The sequence below is a fragment of the Bacillus mycoides genome (genome assembly GCF_018742245.1).
In the GTDB taxonomy this organism is placed as follows: Bacteria; Bacillota; Bacilli; order Bacillales; family Bacillaceae_G; genus Bacillus_A; species Bacillus_A cereus_U.
The window spans coordinates 4,230,930-4,247,021 of sequence record NZ_CP036132.1; the positions used below are offsets into that span (position 1 = coordinate 4,230,930).

Consider the following 16,092-nt stretch of genomic DNA (forward strand, 5'->3'; position numbering starts at 1 on the left):
AAGCACTCTAAAATAATTCAATCTCTTTACTGATTATCATTCTCAACAGACTACAAAAAAAATAAACTACCTAATTCTATTGTTCTATCACCTCTTCTTCCAAAAATGATATAGTCATAGAAAACCGATTCCCCTGCTCCCTCACTTCCCTTCCAATATTTCCACAACTAAGTCAATCTTAGCCTAATGCTAATTTTATTGTCAACTATATTACGTATAATTTTTTTAATATCTAAATTTTTTTATATACGGCTTTTTCTACAAAAAAAGAGGCTTCCTTTCATAGAAAGCCTCTTTTCTCTATTTTTCTACAGCAATTTCTTGCTTTTGAAACTTAGAAACTATATAACCAATTCCTATACCGATCATACCTGGAACTAACCAACCAATCCCTACGCTATATAATGGAATTTTATCTAAAATAGGTGTTAGTTCTGCAATTTGAAGATCTGCATTGTGTAATCCATCAAAGAAGCTAATCGCAAATGATCCTACAATACCACCTACATACATCGCTAATGGAAGACGAACGTAGTTTTCAACGAGTGATAATACGATCAATACGATACCAATTGGGTAAATTGCAATTAAAATTGGCAATGCTAATGCATTTAACTGAGTTAAACCAAGATTCGCTACCATAAATGCTAATACACAAAAAATGAAAACAACTTTTTGATAAGAAAGCTTCGGTAATAACGAAGAGAAATATTCTCCACAAGCTGCAACAATACCAACAGAAGTTGTTAAACATGCTGCTGTAATTGCGATGCCTAGTAATAACATTCCGTAATTACCAAATAAATGATTTACGACGTTTGTTAAAATGATCCCTCCGTTTGCTCCCATTCCAAGTGAAACACTAGAAGCTCCAAGGTAAGCAAGCGCCAAATAAACAAGAAGTAAACCAAGTGCTGCAATAAATCCTGCAAAGATTGTTACTTTCGCAATGCTATTCTTATTTGTAATACCTTTTGCTTTTAAAGCACTAATGACAACATTTCCGAAAACGAGTGCTGCAAGTCCATCTAAAGTTAAATATCCGTCGATAAAACCTTTAAAAAGAGGAGCACTATACGCTTCTGTCGGTGCACCAAACTCTCCCATTGGCGTAATAATTGCTTTCGCTACGATAATTGCTATAACAGCTAACAAAATTGGAGTTAACACTTTACCGATGCGTCCCACTAATTTCGATGGGTTTAAAGCTAAATAGAAAGTTACTGCAAAGTAAATAAGTGTAAAGATAACAAGTGGATATGATTGACCAGCTATTTCACTTGGTAAAAACGGTGCAACACTCATTTCGTAAGCAACTGTTCCTGTACGTGGAACACTTACGAATACGCCTAAACATAAATAAATTGCAGTGATAAAAACAAGTGCGAATATAGGATGTACACGTCCTGCTAATTCATTAATATCTCCCTTTAGAGCTATAACAATAACCCCTAATAAAGGCAGTCCTACACCTGTTACGATAAAGCCAAATAACGCGATCCATACATCTGTTCCTGCACCTTGTCCTAACGCTGGTGGGAAAATCATATTACCTGCACCGAAAAATAGTGCAAATAACATTAAACTTATTGCAAACATCTCAGAAAACTTTAAAGATGATTTCATTTCTACTAACCTCCTAAACAATTATCTGATTAACAAAATATTCTGAATTAAAGCCCGTCACATATCCTCTTTCAAGCATACTTCCCTATAAAAGAACGCAAAAAACACCCGTCCCTAACAAAGGGACGAGTGTTGAAATCGTGGTTCCACCCTTATTCTAATAAAATGAATTTATAACAAAATAAGCTCATTTTATAGCTCGTGTAAATTGATAACGGTTTTATCCGCCAAGAATTACAATGCATCATGCAGTTCACTCTTGAAGTTTAGAGGTGGTAAGTTTGTCTTTCCGTATTAGGAAGCTCACAGCCTAAGGCTTCCCTCTCTGAGAATCGTCAAAAACAACTCATGTCCTCATCATTACTTTTATAAAATATCTTGTCGAAACTTGTTGTTTTTTATTATATGGGCTATTTTTTAAAAAATCAATAGTTTTATTTTTTCTGACAAAAAAATATAGGGAGAAAACTTTCCTCCCTATAACTGCCCTATTAATATTTCTAATTCCTCTGCTGTAATGTTTCGCCATTTTCCAGATTCTAGTCCATTTAGCTTTATATTCATAATGCGAACTCGCTTTAGCTTTGTTACAGTAAACCCGAAAGCACGACTCATTCTACGAATTTGCCTATTCATTCCTTGCGTTAAAACGATCCGAAATGTAGACTGATCGACTCTCATCACTTTACATGGCTTCGTCATTCCATCTTTAATCTTTACACCGCTGGACATCATATCAATAAACCAATCTGTAAAAGGCTTATCGACAGTGACAACATATTCTTTCTCGTGCTCATGATCACCGTGTAAAATTTGATTGGCAATCGTGCCATCATTCGTTAATAGAATAAGTCCTTCCGACGCTTTATCTAACCGTCCAACAGGAAAGATTCGCTCTGGGTAATTGATATAATCAATAATATTATCCTCAATATGATCGGCTGCTGTGCAAGTAATGCCAACTGGTTTATGAAAGGCAATATACACTTTTTCTTTCTCTTCTTTGACAATAACCTGTCCATCAATCGTTACAACATCACCATCGCTCACGAGTACACCGTGCGTACAAATTTCACCGTTAATCGCGGCACGTCCTGCTTTAATAAGACGGTCTGTTTCACGTCTTGAGCAGGACTTTGCTTCGCTTATGTATTGGTTGATTTTCATGTTTTATTCCTTTTCTTATAGATTAAAAGCGTCAATCCATGGCAATATCATTATGCCAAGATTGACGCTCCTTCACTTCGCAAAAACAACTAAATAAATAACCCCAATCACCAAAAATATTCCACAACAAGCTAACAATACTTTTGCAAGTTTGTCCATAAACATATAATGGTTTCCCCTTTTGTTTCGTTGTTTGCTATTTCAATTCGACAACTGTTACGCCTAGGCCTCCCTCGCCCATATCACCGTAGCGGTAATTTTTCACGCCGCGATGTTTCTTCAAGTAATCTTGTACACCTTGGCGAAGCGCTCCTGTTCCTTTACCGTGAATAATTGATATACGAGGATAGCTTGCAAGCTGTGCATCGTCTAAATATTTTTCAACGCGCATCATTGCATCTTCATAACGTTCACCGCGAAGGTCTAGCTCTAACGACACGTGATAATCTCTACCCTTCACACTTGCGACTGCTTTTTTCTCAGTTTGCTTCGGTGTATTAATGTATTCCATATTGGATTCTTTCACTTTCATCTTCAGAATACCAATTTGTACGCTCCACTCTGTATCACTTACTTTTTTAAGCAATTGACCTTTTTGACCGAACGTTAACACTTTTACTTCATCACCTGGTCGTAATTGTTGTTTCGGCGCTGTATTTTTCACATTTACTTTTTGTTTCTTCACAAGCTCTGGTGCTGCCCCTTCTAGACGGCTCTTCGCTTCAATAAGCTCATGGTCTTTCACATTTACAAGCTGTGCTTTGCGCAATTGACGAAGTTCATGAATAATGCCTTCTGCTTCTTTCTTCGCAGCTTCGACTTTTTCTTCCCCTTCTTTTTGCGCTTTTAATAATTTTTCATCGCGCTCATCGTTAAATTCAATAATTTGACGCTGTAATTCACGATGAAGTTTTTCAGATTGCTTACGATATTCTTCCGCTTCTTTTCGTTCGCTCTCTGCATTTTTTTGGCTTTCTTCTAGCTTTGCAATCATATTTTCGATTTTATTCGTATCTGTACTAATATGGTTACGAGCGCGATCAATAACGCGATCAGACAAACCAAGACGCTTCGAAATTTCAAAGGCGTTACTACGTCCTGGTACACCGATTAATAATTTGTACGTTGGGCTTAATGTATTCACATCGAACTCAACGCTCGCATTAATAACTTGCTCACGATTGTATCCATATGCTTTTAATTCTGGGTAATGCGTCGTTGCAACAACGCGAGCACCGCGGTTACATACTTCATCTAAAATAGAAATTGCTAGTGCAGCCCCTTCTTGCGGATCTGTCCCAGCACCTAATTCATCAAATAGGACTAAACTTTCAAAATCAGCTTTTTCTAAAATATCTACAATGTTTACCATATGAGAAGAGAATGTACTTAAATTTTGTTCAATCGATTGCTCATCACCGATATCAGCAAAGATGTTTTTAAATACACATATCTCTGATTCATCCATTACCGGAATATGAAGACCAGATTGCGCCATTAAGACACAAATACCAACTGTTTTAAGTGTAACTGTTTTACCACCTGTATTCGGTCCTGTAATAACGATTGTTGTAAAGTCTTTACCAAGCATAATGTTATTTGGCACGATAATTTCCGGATCGATAAGCGGATGGCGTGCTTGTTTTAAATCCATGTAGCGTTCATTATTGACGATTGGTTTCGTCGCTTTAATTCGCTTCGCATAAAGAGCTTTTGCAAAAATAAAATCAAGATTTGCAACTACTTCTACGTTTGATAAAACGATATCAGCTTCCACTGCTACTTCTTCCGTTAACATCATTAAAATGCGTTCTACTTCTTGTTTTTCTTTCACACGTGCTTCTTGAAGTGCGTTATTTAATTCCACGATTACTTGCGGTTCGATAAATAATGTTTGTCCAGAAGCGGATTGATCGTGAACAATACCACCATATACGCCGCGGTATTCTTGTTTTACCGGGATTACGTAGCGTTCGTTACGAATCGTTACAATTGCATCTGATAACATTTTTTGCGCGTTTGAAGAACGCGTCATGTTTTCTAATTTCTCACGAATACGGCTTTCCGCAGTACGAATTTGGTTACGAATACCACGCAATTTGTCACTTGCGCTATCGACTACTTCACCGCCGTCACCAATACAATTTGTAATCTTCTTTTCTAAATCATATAAAGACACAATTTGCGCGACATGTGTTTCTAAAATTGGAAGCTCAACACCGTTGTCAATCATATCGTCAATGAAACGTTTCATTTGGCGACTACCGTACATCGTACTTGCGATTTCAATTAATTCATGAGGACTTAACATACTTCCAATTTTCGCACGCTTAATATTTGAACGAATATCAGAAATCCCTCCAAGTGGTACATGTCCTTTTAAACGGATAACTTTCGCTGCCTCATCCGTTGTTTCTTGCAGTTCCACAATCTCTTCAAAATCTGTGCTTGGCACTAAATTCTTCACTTTATCACGACCAAGTGAAGATGCTGTATGTTCAAGTAATTGTTCTTTTACTTTATTGTATTCTAATACACGCAACGTTCTTTCTAACATGTTGCAGGTCCCCCCTGTATTACTTATTACGTTTAATATAGTCTAATAAACGTTCAATATCCCATGTGTTAATCACATTATCTTTTTGAATCCAACCTTTACGCGCTGCTGCTACACCTGTTTCCATATCTTCTAACATTTCAAGTGTATGGGCATCCGTATTAATCGCTACTTTTACACCAGCATCTTGTGCTTGTTTTAATAATTTCGCACTTAAATCTAAACGGTTTGGATTTGCATTTAATTCTAAAACTGTATTTGTTTCTTTTGCGAGCTGGATTAACAAATCTGTATCTACATCGTAACCCTGGCGGCGCCCAAGAAGACGTCCTGTCGGATGAGCAATCATCGTGACATGCTTATTCTCAAGTGCAGTGCGAAGACGTTTCATAATCGTTTCACGGTCTTGTGAGAAGCTAGAATGAATCGCTCCAATAACATAATCTAGTTCTGCTAATACTTCATCGTCAAAATCAAGTGTCGCATCTGGTAAAATGTCCATTTCGATTCCGCGCAAAATTGTAATGTCTGGATACTTTTCATTCATACGTTCAATTTCTTTCGCTTGTTCACGAAGACGCTCTTTCGTTAAACCGTTCGCTACTTTCAAGTATTGCGAGTGATCAGTAATTGCCATAAATTTATATCCACGAGCACGACATGCTTGTACCATTTCCTCAATTGAAAAAGCACCGTCACTCCACGTTGTATGCATATGTAAATCACCTTGTATATGAGAGAACTGAATTAAGTCCGGATACTCTTTAATTAATTCAATTTCTTTTCCATCTTCACGCACTTCTGGTGGGATGAATGGAAGGCCAAAGTGGGCGAAGAATGCTTCTTCTGTTTCGAATGTTTTCACTTCACCTGTCTCTAAGATTTCCACACCATATTCACTAATTTTCTCGCCTCTATCTTTCGCAATTTGGCGCATTTTTACGTTATGGTCTTTTGATCCTGTGAAATGGTGAAGAGTTGTAATAAATTCTTCTGGTTTTACTAAGCGGAAGTCAATTGAAATATCATATTCATATTGAAGACGAACAGATACTTTCGTATCTCCACTTGCAATCACTTCAATCATATTATCAAATTGTAGTAAATGTTCACGTACTACTGCTGGCTCCGTCGTTGCAATGATAAAATCTAAGTCCTTCACTGTCTCACGAACACGGCGTAAACTACCAGCGCGTGAGAAACGAATTATTTCAGCAACATTCGACAATTTCTCCTCTATTTCCCCGGCAATAGGCAATACCATCGCAATTGGTAACCTCTCTGGACGAGAGCCTACTTGATCAATTGCTTCTAATATTTTCTCTTCTGTTTTCTTACCGAATCCCGCTAAAGCTTGTACTTTATTTTCTTCACAAACAGCTTTTAACGTTTCCATATCAACAACACCAAGTTCTTTGTATAACTTGGCCACCTTCTTACCACCAAGGCCTGGTAGTTTTAATAGTGGTAATAAACTGCTTGGTACTTCTTTTTCAAGTTCTTGTAGTACTTCAGATGTTCCCGATTCTATATATTCTTGAATAACTGCTGCCGTTCCTTTTCCGATACCTGGAATCTTTGTGAAATCTTCAATTTCAGAAAGACTACGGTCATCACTTTCTAGTGCTGCCGCCGCTTTACGGAATGCAGATATTTTAAATGGATTCGCGCCCTTCAGTTCCATAAACAGGCCGATTGTCTCTAGTAATTTGATAACTTGTTTTTTATTCACTTTCATCATTGCCCCGCCTTTCTTTCATAGAAAAAAACTTCTCTTTCCGAAAAAAGAGAAGTTACACTCTGCTACCTGTCTGCCATAGTTCCTTCACCTTTTCAGAAAGAATCGGTGTATCGTCTACAATTATTTTGCTAATTGATGATTTTTGTAATGGTGTTTGTATTTGTTCAATTGGAAGAATTGATCCAACAATAATTAGGACAAACAGAATGATATACACTTCTAAAAAGCCAAGAAGTGCCCCAGCAACCGCATTGACTTGCTTTAAAACTGGGATTTCTGCAAACATATTTAGTAAATTACCAAGTAGTGAAAGTGCGATTTTTGTAATAATAAATAATACAATAAACGCAATTGCTTGATAGAAGACACCCTCAATATTATTCGCATCTATCCATTCTGGAACAGAAACATTCTTATCAAATGGATACGGAATAATTTTCGCAAGTGCTGGCGCTAAATCTTTACAGTACCAGTATGCAACGAGGTATGCGATAATAAAGCTTGTTAACTTTACAAGTTGCAAAATAAATCCTCTGCGTAAACCGAGGAAGAATCCCATAACAAGCAGTAAAATGATAATAATATCAATCATGCTATTCAATTCCTTTTTGTGTCATACTTTCTTTCAATTTCTCATGTTCTTCTTTTAATTTTATGTAATCGTGTATGACGTTTACCGCCGTCAATACCGCTAGTCTACTCGTATCAAGCGAAGGATTCTTGGCATTGAGTTCGCGCATTTTATCATCCACAATCGCTGCTACCATGCGGATATGACTTGTACTTTCATCGCCAACAACTGAATATTGTTGACCATATATTTCTACATTAATTCGACTTTTATTTCCCTTTTGTTGTGACAACTCACCGGCCTCCAATCACGTACAGAATCCTAAAGTTTATCATACCATGAACCATCATAATATGGAAACAGAAAGAACAATCCGATATGATAAAAATAACAATATAAAAAAAGGAGCGACCATTTTGTCAAATTCTATCGTAATACAAACAAGTTCTAGTGCAATTGAAGACATGAAACAACAGTATAAACAAGCGCTTAGCCCGAAAATTCCGCAAGGCGGTGTCTTCATGGCAAAGGTGCCATCTTGCACGATTACAGCGTATAAATCTGGAAAAGTAATGTTCCAAGGAGGCCGTGCTGAAGCTGAAGCTGCTCGTTGGCAAACTGTCTCTCAAACACCGAAATCAGCTGTGAAAAAATCGGTTGATTCACATCGTTATGCGCCGCCCGCTTCCATCGGTACAATGTCTATTCTAGGATCAGATGAAGTAGGTACTGGTGATTACTTCGGACCAATGACAGTAGTTGCTGTATATGTGGATGCGAAGCAAATTCCACTTTTAAAAGAACTCGGTGTAAAAGACTCCAAAAACTTAAATGATGCTCAAATTGCTGAAATTGCAAAACAACTCCTTCACGTTGTTCCTTATAGCTCTCTCGTTCTTCATAATGAAAAATATAATGAGCTATTTGATAAAGGAAACAACCAAGGTAAACTAAAAGCTTTACTACATAATAAGGCAATTACAAACTTACTAGCGAAAATAGCACCTACAAAACCAGAAGGCATCTTAATCGACCAATTTACACAGCCTGATACATACTATAAATATTTAGCGAAACAAAAACAGGTACAACGTGAAGATGTTTACTTCGCTACAAAAGGAGAAAGTGTCCATTTAGCAGTAGCTGCTGCTTCCATTTTAGCTCGTTACTCATTCGTAAAACAATTTGATGAACTAAGCAAAAAAGCTGGCATGCCACTTCCAAAAGGTGCTGGTAAACAAGTTGATATTGCCGCTGCTAAATTAATTCAAAAAGTCGGTAAAGAAAGACTACCTGAGTTTGTGAAAGTGCATTTTGCTAATACAGAGAAAGCGTTTCGCTTACTGAAAAAATAACTACTTTTTAGTATCGACAGGATATGGATGAACTAAACAAGGCGAAAAGAATTGGATTCTTTTCGCCTTTTATGAATGAAAAATGGATACATAGGATCTCACACGTTCCTATTTTTGTCGCACTCCTTCTTCATATCTATATATTTAAATTAAGTCTGATATACATTCATTTACTATTCACCTAAAAAAGAGAGTCTCCATGACTCCCTTTTTATGTTTAACTTCGTTTCTGCTTCTTATTTGATGAAGGTACTTTATAAGAACCCGTTTCATGCGTAGTCGTTCCTTGTCCTTCCACTTCCGGAGAACCTAAGCTTGATCTAGAATGGTCTGTTTTCACTTTCTTACTCATTACAATCACCCCCAAGATTACTTTTCACTTAAGAGTAAAAAACTATTCAGCATAACCATCTGAACATATACTGGCTACTCTTTTATCCTCCTGTCTGTTTTTCACTAATGTCCCATAGACGTTTTGCGGCATCCTTATCCAAGGCAGCTTCAGACATTTTTCCTATTTGCTTATCGGCATAGTAATAACCACTATGATCAGTAAATTCACTTGATTCTGCTAGCCATATTAGAGTTTCAGCACCTTTCTCGGGTGTACGAGAGAAAGGTTTCATTGCTGCCATAGTTAAGCGAGCAACTAGACCATTGTCCTGGTTGAAATTCGTAGCCACTAGCCCTGGATCGAAGCTGTATGCACTAACACCCGTCCCCTCCAACCGCTTTGCCAATTCAGCGGTAAATAAAATATTTGCTAGTTTTGATTGAGCATAACGCATTGTAGGACCACCCATGAATTTCTTAACACCACGATAAAGTTGTTCTGCATCTAAATCACCGAAATCAATTCCCTTTTTAGCCATTTTGTGACCGTGAGATGCGGTGGTGATAACACGAGCAGGAGCACTTTCTTTTAAACGCTCCAACAGCAAATTAGTGATTAGGAATGGACCTAAATGGTTAACCGCCCAAGTCATCTCCAAATCGTCCTCTGTAAGCTGCCTTGTTTGAAATAAAGCACCAGCATTATTCACTAATATATCTATTCTCGGACACCTTTCTAAAATATCAGTAGCTACCCGGCGTATAGATTGTTGGGAAGCCATATCAGCTAAAAATAGATCTATCATCACATCCCCATTCGTTACATCCTTAATTTGAGCAATAGCAGCATTCGCTTTTTCCTCGTTACGTGCAATGATTCCTAGTTTGGCACCGCGCTCTGCAAATGCCTTAGCTGCCGCTAATCCAATACCACTTGTTGCACCAGTAATCACCACATACTTGTCATGCAGTGTCCACTTTGTATGACTTGTAATCTCCCCCATCGAGCCAAAACCCCTTTCCCTTGCCCATAAATATTTCATTCGTTTTACTATATATGAGATACGAACGAACCTATGAACAACATTTTTCCAAACAAAAAAAGCGAGAGCAATTGCTCTCGCTTTTTTCATCTTAAAACTCAGAAGAACCTGGAGTTCTTGGGAATGGAATTACGTCACGGATGTTAGCCATACCAGTGATGTACATTAGGAAGCGCTCGAAACCTAGACCGAATCCAGCATGTTTTGTACCGCCGTATTTTCTAAGTTCTAAGTACCACCAGTAGTCCTCTTCGTTCATACCTAATTCTTTAATTCTGTCTACTAAAACGTCCATTCTTTCTTCACGTTGACTTCCGCCGATTAATTCGCCGATGCCAGGAACTAGAAGGTCAGTAGCAGCTACTGTTTTACCATCTTCGTTCATACGCATGTAGAATGCTTTAATATCTTTCGGATAGTCTGTTACGAATACAGGGCGCTTGAAGATTTCTTCTGATAAGTATCTTTCGTGCTCTGTTTGTAAGTCAATACCCCATTCTACTGGGTATTTAAAGTCAGCACCTGATTCTTGAAGTACTTTAATTGCTTCTGTATAAGTGATACGACCGAAGTCAGAGTTAATTACGTTGTTCATGCGCTCTAGAACTGTTTTATCAACGAAGCTGTTGAAGAATTCCATTTCTTCTGGTGCATGCTCTAGTACGTATTTCATTGCATATTTCAGCATATCTTCTGTAAGATCCATTACATCGCCTAATTCAGCGAATGCAATCTCAGGCTCAACCATCCAGAACTCAGCTGCGTGGCGAGTTGTGTTTGAGTTTTCCGCACGGAATGTAGGTCCGAATGTGTACACATCACGGAATGCTAATGCATAAGCTTCAGCATTCAGCTGTCCACTTACTGTTAAGTTTGTTTCTTTGCCAAAGAAGTCTTTTGATTCGTCGACTTGTCCGCCTTCACCTTTAGGTACGTTGTTTAAATCTTGCGTTGTTACGCGGAACATTTCGCCTGCACCTTCTGTATCACTACCAGTGATAATTGGTGTGTGAACATGTACAAATCCACGCTCTTGGAAGAATTGGTGAATTGCAAATGCTGCGATAGAACGCACGCGGAATGTTGCAGAGAATGCGTTTGTTCTTGGACGTAAGTGAGCGATTGTACGTAAGTATTCAAACGTGTGACGCTTCTTTTGAAGTGGGTAATCAGAATCTGATAAGCCCTCGATATCAATTTTTTCTGCTTTAATTTCAAATGGTTGCTTCGCTCCAGGTGTTGCAATTACTTTACCTTCTACTTTAACTGAAGAGCTTAGTGGAAGCTTTGCAATTTCTTTGAAGTTCTCTAATTCTGTATCGAAAACGATTTGAACACCTTTGAAGAAGCTACCGTCGTTTAATTCGATGAAACCAAATGCTTTTGAATCACGTAAGTTACGAATCCAACCCGATACTTGTACTGTTTGATCTGCGTATTTATCTGTATCTCTATACAGACTTTTTACTAATGTGTTTTCCATAGTAAAATTCTCCTTTACTCATATATTTAAATACAAAAAAACCTTTCATCCATAAAGGGACGAAAGGTTAAACTTCGCGGTACCACCCAATTTGTCATAAAGACCAACTTTAACTCGTATGTAATACATACTTCCCGGTTTGTAACAGGCCGGATTCCCGTCTAAGTCTACTCTTGAATACAAGATCCAATTTCGGTTAGCAACTCCAAGGTGTTCTTCATATATACCGCCTCATCAGGCTCTCACCGTCCCTGACTCGCTATGGATTATAGTATATACTACTTTTCCTTATCATCGTCTTTCATTTTGTTAAACTAAAATTAATGTACTACATTCGAGGGAAAGATGCAAGATGCCAGAAAATATATCAGCGATTTTTGCAATATATCGACCGCAACTTCAAATATATCAGCGATTTTTATAATATATCGACTTACCGACAACTTTCGACAATCGCATCATAAAAAAAAATTGCCGGAATTAATCCGGCAATCTTTTATTACTTACGTAACTCCGCACCAAATTTCTCTTCTACCGCTGTTAATACACGGCTATGTGCTTCTGTTACTTCTTCGTCTGTTAATGTACGTTCTGCATCGAAGTAGTTCATAGAGAATGCAAGTGATTTCTTGCCTTCTTCCATTTTTTCACCTTCGTATAAGTCGAATAGTGTTACTTCTTTTAGAAGTTCTCCGCCAGCTTCAGCAATTACTTGCTTCATTTCACCAGCTTTTGTTTCTGTTGTTACTACAACAGCCATATCACGTGTCATAGATGGGAAACGTGGAATTGCTAAGTAGTAAGTTTCCTCAGCGTCTGCACCGAATACTTTTGCAAGAGATAATTCGAATACGAATGTATTTTTCACATCTAATTGTTTTTCTGTTTCCGGGTGCAATTGACCGATGAATCCGATTGCTTCACCATCTAATACGATGTCAGCTGTACGGCCTGGGTGCATACCTTCACGTTTTGCTGGTGCATAAGTGATTTGGTTTGCAACGCCAAGTACGTCGAATAATCCTTCTAATACACCTTTAACAACGAAGAAGTCTACAACTTTCTTCTCACCTTGCCATGCATGGTGAAGAGCAAGACCTGTCATAACACCTGCAAGATGTTGTTCTTCTTTCGGAAGTTCTCCTGCTTCTGTTGGTAAGAAGATAGAACCTACTTCATATAAAGCAACGCTATCGTTTTTACGTGCAACATTGTATGAAACTGCTTCTAACAATTGTGGTACTAAGCTTAAACGAAGTTGGCTACGCTCTTCGCTCATTGGAAGCGCAAGATTTACAGGAGCTTTTTCGTTTGGTTCAACCATGTATTGTTTCGCTTTGTCAGCACTTGTTAATGAATATGTGATTGCTTCATATAAACCAGCACCTTCTAGGAAGCGGCGTACTTTACGACGTTTCGTTTGTGCTGATGTTAATTTACCACGTGTCATTGTTCCAGATGGTAATGTAACTGGAATGTGATCATAACCATACAGACGACCTACTTCTTCTACTAAGTCTTCTGAAATTGTAATGTCAGGACGACGTGCCGGTACATTCACATGGAATGTTCCTTCTACTTCTGTGAATGGGAATTTTAAGTTTGTGAACATTGTACCCATTTCGCTCGCAGCAATATCTGTACCTAATACACGGTTTACTTTTTCAGCTGTAACAGATACTGTACGTTCTTGTACTTGTAAGTTATCAGCTTCTACTACACCTTCAAGTGCTTCTCCGCCAGCGTATTTTGCCATTAAAGCAGCTGCGTGTTGAATCGCTTCAAATGTACGTGTTGGGTCGATTCCTTTTTCAAAACGTGCACTTGATTCGCTACGAAGACCTAAGTCTTTTGATGTACGGCGCACTGTTTGACCTGCAAAGTATGCAGACTCAATTAGAACGTTTACTGTCTCGCTATCAACTTCAGAATCCGCTCCGCCCATTACACCAGCAACAGCTAAAGCTTTTTCACCGTTTGTAATAACAAGGTGGTGGCTTTGTAATTTACGCTCTTGATCATCTAATGTTTGAATCTTTTCGTCTTCTTTAGCTAGACGAACAACGATTTCTTTTGAACCTAATTTATCGTAATCGAATGCATGTAACGGTTGACCGTATTCCATTAAAATGTAGTTTGTAATATCAACTACATTACTAATTGGACGAATGCCAGCTGCCATAAGGCGAGTTTGCATCCACATTGGTGATGGACCAATCTTTACGTTCTTCACCATTTTTGCAATGTATAACGGGTTTTCTTCTTTCGCTTCTACACTTACAGAAATGTAATCAGCTGTTTTTTCTGCTGATTCTTGTAAGTTGATAGCTGGAAGTTTTACTTCACGGCCGTAAATAGCAGCTACTTCATATGCAACACCTAACATGTTTAAGCAATCTGCACGGTTTGGTGTTAAACCAAGCTCAAGCACTTCATCATGTAAGTTTAAAATTTCAAGTGCATCTGCACCAACTTCAGCATCACTTGGGAAGATGAAGATACCGTCTGCATATTCTTTCGCAACGAATTTCCCATCAATACCAAGCTCTTGAAGAGCACAAACCATACCGTGAGAAGCTTCCCCGCGTAGTTTTGCTTTTTTAATTTTGAAGTTACCAGGAAGTACAGCGCCAACTTTTGCAACTGGTACTTTTAAACCTTTTGCAATGTTAGCAGCTCCACAAATAATTTGAACTGGTTCTTCTTCACCGATATCGATTAAGCATTTGCTTAATTTGTCGGCTTCTGGGTGTTTTTCACATTCTAATACGTGACCAACTACAACACCTTTTACACCTTTATTTAATACTTCAACGCCTTCTACTTCAATACCACTTTTCGTGATTTTGTCTGCTAGTTCTTGTGCTGTTACATCTTTAATATCTACATACTCTTGTAACCAACGATATGATACGAACATATTTATCCTCTCCTTCCCTTACGCTCGTTTGAATTGTTGTAAGAAACGTACATCATTTGTATAGAAATGACGAATGTCATCTACGCCGTATTTCAACATTGCGATACGCTCTGCGCCCATACCGAATGCGAAACCTTGATATTCTTTTGAATCATAACCAGCCATTTCAAGTACGTTCGGATGAACCATACCTGCGCCTAGAATTTCAATCCAGCCAGTCCCTTTACAAGTGCCGCAACCTTTACCGTGACACATCATACAAGAAATATCCATCTCTACAGATGGCTCTGTGAATGGGAAGAAACTTGGACGAAGACGGATTTCACGATCTTCACCGAACATCTTTTTCACGAATACTTGCAGTGTACCTTTTAAGTCGCTCATGCGAATGTTTTTATCAATTACAAGACCTTCGATTTGCATGAACTGGTGTGAATGCGTCGCATCATCGTCATCGCGGCGATACACTTTACCAGGACAAATAATTTTAATTGGTCCTTTTTCTGCATTCTTTTCCATCGTACGCGCTTGCACAGAAGATGTATGTGTACGTAATAACGTTTCTTCTGTGATGTAGAATGTATCTTGCATATCACGCGCTGGATGATCTTTCGGTAAGTTTAGTGCTTCGAAGTTGTAGTAGTCTTTTTCTACTTCTGTTCCTTCAGCTACTTCATAACCCATACCGATAAATACATCTTCAATTTGCTCAACAACAGCTGTTAACGGATGGTGACAACCTGTTTCAACAGGACGACCTGGCAGTGTAACATCAATTGTTTCAGTAGCTAATTTCGCTTCAATTACTGCTTTTTCTAAGTTGCCAATTTTGTCTTCTAGACGCGTTTGAATCGCTTCACGTACTTCATTTACTAATGCTCCCATACGTGGACGCTCTTCTGCTGATAATTTTCCCATGCCGCGTAATACTTCTGTAATTGGACCTTTTTTCCCTAAATACGCTACGCGTACGTCGTTTAAGCCCTTTAGCTCTTTCGCTTCTTCAATAAGCTCTAACGCTTTTTGCTTTAGCTCTTTTAAACGTGCTTCCATTTGGAACCCTCCTAATTTTAAAAATAAAAAAACCTCGCTCCCAAAAAGGGACGAGGTAAATTCGCGGTACCACCCTAAATTGACAGAACAAGTCTGCCCACTCATTAGTTATAACGATCAATTCTGACCGGAACGCCTTTACATATAAATGGTCCTGGCGCCAACTCCAGAGGTGAATTCACTTCCATCTACCATAAGAATGCTTTCAGTCTACGGCACTCTCTCCCTATATGGCGATTTTGT

General features: G+C 38.3%; 12 protein-coding genes and 3 other annotated features (1 of these 15 cut by a window edge). Of the genes, 1 reads left to right on the top strand and 11 read right to left on the bottom strand.

The window, feature by feature from the left end; all coding sequences use genetic code 11:
• Positions 1–300 precede the first annotated feature (300 nt).
• From brnQ6 to zapA, 6 genes are all read right to left on the bottom strand, one after another.
• Positions 301–1,626 carry a branched-chain amino acid transport system II carrier protein BrnQ6 gene (brnQ6, locus tag EXW56_RS21705; protein WP_002199216.1) on the bottom strand — a complete coding sequence of 442 codons (1,326 nt, stop codon included), beginning with the start codon at positions 1,624–1,626 and terminating at the stop codon, positions 301–303.
• 118 nt (positions 1,627–1,744) lie between these two features.
• Positions 1,745–1,996: a binding site (T-box leader), on the bottom strand.
• Between the two features lie 107 nt (positions 1,997–2,103).
• Positions 2,104–2,793, bottom strand: coding sequence for a 23S rRNA pseudouridine(2604) synthase RluF (locus EXW56_RS21710; protein ID WP_002199215.1), 690 nt, complete (start codon positions 2,791–2,793; stop codon positions 2,104–2,106).
• Positions 2,794–2,989: 196 nt separating this feature from the next.
• Positions 2,990–5,350, bottom strand: coding sequence for an endonuclease MutS2 (locus EXW56_RS21715; RefSeq protein ID WP_215596934.1), 2,361 nt, complete (start codon positions 5,348–5,350; stop codon positions 2,990–2,992).
• Between the two features lie 19 nt (positions 5,351–5,369).
• Entirely contained in the window at positions 5,370–7,088 is a 1,719-nt protein-coding gene (polX, locus tag EXW56_RS21720; RefSeq protein WP_215596935.1) for a DNA polymerase/3'-5' exonuclease PolX, read from the bottom strand.
• A 55-nt stretch (positions 7,089–7,143) separates the two neighbouring features.
• On the bottom strand, positions 7,144–7,683 hold the full coding sequence (locus EXW56_RS21725) for a CvpA family protein (RefSeq protein ID WP_002015450.1): 540 nt from the start codon (positions 7,681–7,683) through the stop codon (positions 7,144–7,146).
• Position 7,684: 1 nt separating this feature from the next.
• A complete protein-coding gene (zapA, locus tag EXW56_RS21730; RefSeq protein ID WP_002112165.1) occupies positions 7,685–7,954 on the bottom strand; it encodes a cell division protein ZapA in 270 nt (89 codons plus the stop codon).
• Between the two features lie 124 nt (positions 7,955–8,078).
• Between zapA and rnhC the strand changes: the two genes are divergently transcribed.
• Entirely contained in the window at positions 8,079–9,017 is a 939-nt protein-coding gene (gene rnhC / locus EXW56_RS21735) for a ribonuclease HIII (protein ID WP_215557538.1), read from the top strand.
• Positions 9,018–9,234: 217 nt separating this feature from the next.
• Here the strand turns inward: rnhC and EXW56_RS21740 are convergent, their stop codons facing one another.
• The 5 genes from EXW56_RS21740 to pheS form a co-directional block, all read right to left on the bottom strand.
• The gene (locus EXW56_RS21740) at positions 9,235–9,369 is read right to left on the bottom strand and encodes a YuzL family protein (RefSeq protein WP_002112167.1); all 135 of its coding nucleotides are present in this window, start codon (positions 9,367–9,369) and stop codon (positions 9,235–9,237) included.
• 82 nt (positions 9,370–9,451) lie between these two features.
• Positions 9,452–10,354 (bottom strand): SDR family oxidoreductase, encoded by a 903-nt coding sequence (locus tag EXW56_RS21745; protein ID WP_215596936.1) that lies wholly within the window; start codon positions 10,352–10,354, stop codon positions 9,452–9,454.
• 130 nt (positions 10,355–10,484) lie between these two features.
• The gene (asnS, locus tag EXW56_RS21750; protein WP_215596937.1) at positions 10,485–11,876 is read right to left on the bottom strand and encodes an asparagine--tRNA ligase; all 1,392 of its coding nucleotides are present in this window, start codon (positions 11,874–11,876) and stop codon (positions 10,485–10,487) included.
• A gap of 52 nt (positions 11,877–11,928) precedes the next feature.
• Positions 11,929–12,180, bottom strand: a binding site (T-box leader).
• Between the two features lie 195 nt (positions 12,181–12,375).
• A complete protein-coding gene (gene pheT, locus EXW56_RS21755; RefSeq protein WP_002112171.1) occupies positions 12,376–14,796 on the bottom strand; it encodes a phenylalanine--tRNA ligase subunit beta in 2,421 nt (806 codons plus the stop codon).
• Between the two features lie 18 nt (positions 14,797–14,814).
• Positions 14,815–15,849, bottom strand: coding sequence for a phenylalanine--tRNA ligase subunit alpha (pheS, locus tag EXW56_RS21760; protein WP_002112173.1), 1,035 nt, complete (start codon positions 15,847–15,849; stop codon positions 14,815–14,817).
• Positions 15,850–15,892: 43 nt separating this feature from the next.
• Positions 15,893–16,092 (bottom strand) — a binding site (T-box leader) (it continues 29 nt past the right edge of the window).

Bases quoted from the DNA above. Each gene is read 5' to 3' on its own strand.
- polX (WP_215596935.1), bottom strand. From the start codon at position 7,088: ATGAAAGTGAATAAAAAACAAGTTATCAAATTACTAGAGACAATCGGC.
- brnQ6 (WP_002199216.1), bottom strand. From the start codon at position 1,626: ATGAAATCATCTTTAAAGTTTTCTGAGATGTTTGCAATAAGTTTAATG.
- pheT (WP_002112171.1), bottom strand. From the start codon at position 14,796: ATGTTCGTATCATATCGTTGGTTACAAGAGTATGTAGATATTAAAGAT.
- EXW56_RS21725 (WP_002015450.1), bottom strand. From the start codon at position 7,683: ATGATTGATATTATTATCATTTTACTGCTTGTTATGGGATTCTTCCTC.
- EXW56_RS21740 (WP_002112167.1), bottom strand. From the start codon at position 9,369: ATGAGTAAGAAAGTGAAAACAGACCATTCTAGATCAAGCTTAGGTTCT.
- EXW56_RS21745 (WP_215596936.1), bottom strand. From the start codon at position 10,354: ATGGGGGAGATTACAAGTCATACAAAGTGGACACTGCATGACAAGTAT.
- EXW56_RS21715 (WP_215596934.1), bottom strand. From the start codon at position 5,350: ATGTTAGAAAGAACGTTGCGTGTATTAGAATACAATAAAGTAAAAGAA.
- asnS (WP_215596937.1), bottom strand. From the start codon at position 11,876: ATGGAAAACACATTAGTAAAAAGTCTGTATAGAGATACAGATAAATAC.
- EXW56_RS21710 (WP_002199215.1), bottom strand. From the start codon at position 2,793: ATGAAAATCAACCAATACATAAGCGAAGCAAAGTCCTGCTCAAGACGT.
- pheS (WP_002112173.1), bottom strand. From the start codon at position 15,849: ATGGAAGCACGTTTAAAAGAGCTAAAGCAAAAAGCGTTAGAGCTTATT.